Source organism: Ochrobactrum sp. SFR4 (assembly GCF_019730395.1).
Lineage (GTDB): Bacteria > Pseudomonadota > Alphaproteobacteria > Rhizobiales > Rhizobiaceae > Pseudochrobactrum.
This window is the reverse complement of sequence record NZ_JAAPBB010000639.1, coordinates 1-289: the sequence shown is the minus strand read 5'-3', so window position 1 is coordinate 289 and position 289 is coordinate 1. Positions and strand designations below refer to the sequence as shown.

1 pseudogene is annotated in these 289 nt (G+C 60.6%); it reads left to right on the top strand.

From position 1 onward, the window contains the following. A pseudogene (locus tag HBA93_RS20615) lies at positions 1 to 289 on the top strand (hypothetical protein); the annotation flags it as partial.

Genomic DNA, 289 nt, shown 5'->3' with positions numbered 1-289 from the left:
TTCTTGATGAGCCGACCACCGGCGTTGATCCTCTGTCGCGCCGCCAGTTCTGGGAGCTGATCGACGATATCCGCAAAGATCGCCCGGGTATGAGCGTGATTGTTGCCACGGCCTATATGGAAGAAGCCGAGCGTTTCGACTGGCTTATTGCTATGAATGACGGGCAGATCCTCGCCAGTGGCACACCAAAAGAGCTGATGCAACAAACCGGCACATCGAATGTGGATGATGCCTTTACCGCCTTACTGCCGGACGCCCTCCCCCCCGCCCCCCCCCCCCCCCCCCCCCC